This is a genomic window from Candidatus Protochlamydia sp. R18, assembly GCF_000648255.1.
Taxonomy (GTDB): Bacteria; Chlamydiota; Chlamydiia; order Chlamydiales; family Parachlamydiaceae; genus Protochlamydia; species Protochlamydia amoebophila.
This window is the reverse complement of the sequence record NZ_BASL01000467.1, coordinates 1-356: the sequence shown is the minus strand read 5'-3', so window position 1 is coordinate 356 and position 356 is coordinate 1. Positions and strand designations below refer to the sequence as shown.

The 356-nt window shown below is 27.2% G+C and carries 1 pseudogene; it reads right to left on the bottom strand.

The window, feature by feature from the left end:
* Nucleotides 1–356 (bottom strand): annotated as a pseudogene (locus TY19_RS00460) (hypothetical protein); the annotation flags it as partial.

Sequence of the window (356 nt, the reverse complement as noted above, 5' to 3'; positions counted from 1 at the left end):
AGACTTTCTTTTGGATAAGTAAGAAGATCAATGAAAGCTTCTCCCAATAAGACTTTATATCCTCTACTGCCATCTGATTTATATTGTATTTCAGATTCCGAAAACTTATCCATTGTTTGATTAAAAAACTCTGGTAAGTGCCTTGTTTCTGACATTTCTAAAGAAGAAAGATGGCTTAAAAGAATAAGATTTGTATAAATGAAATAAAAGTTATCATTTATTTCTTTATTATCAAATTTTTCCTGTAATAAATTTTTAACCATTTCTTGATCAACTTTCTCATTTGCTTGGACTGTCTTTAAAAAAGGTTCAACATTTTTATTGAATAATTCTAAACGATCTTCCACTTCTTTTTG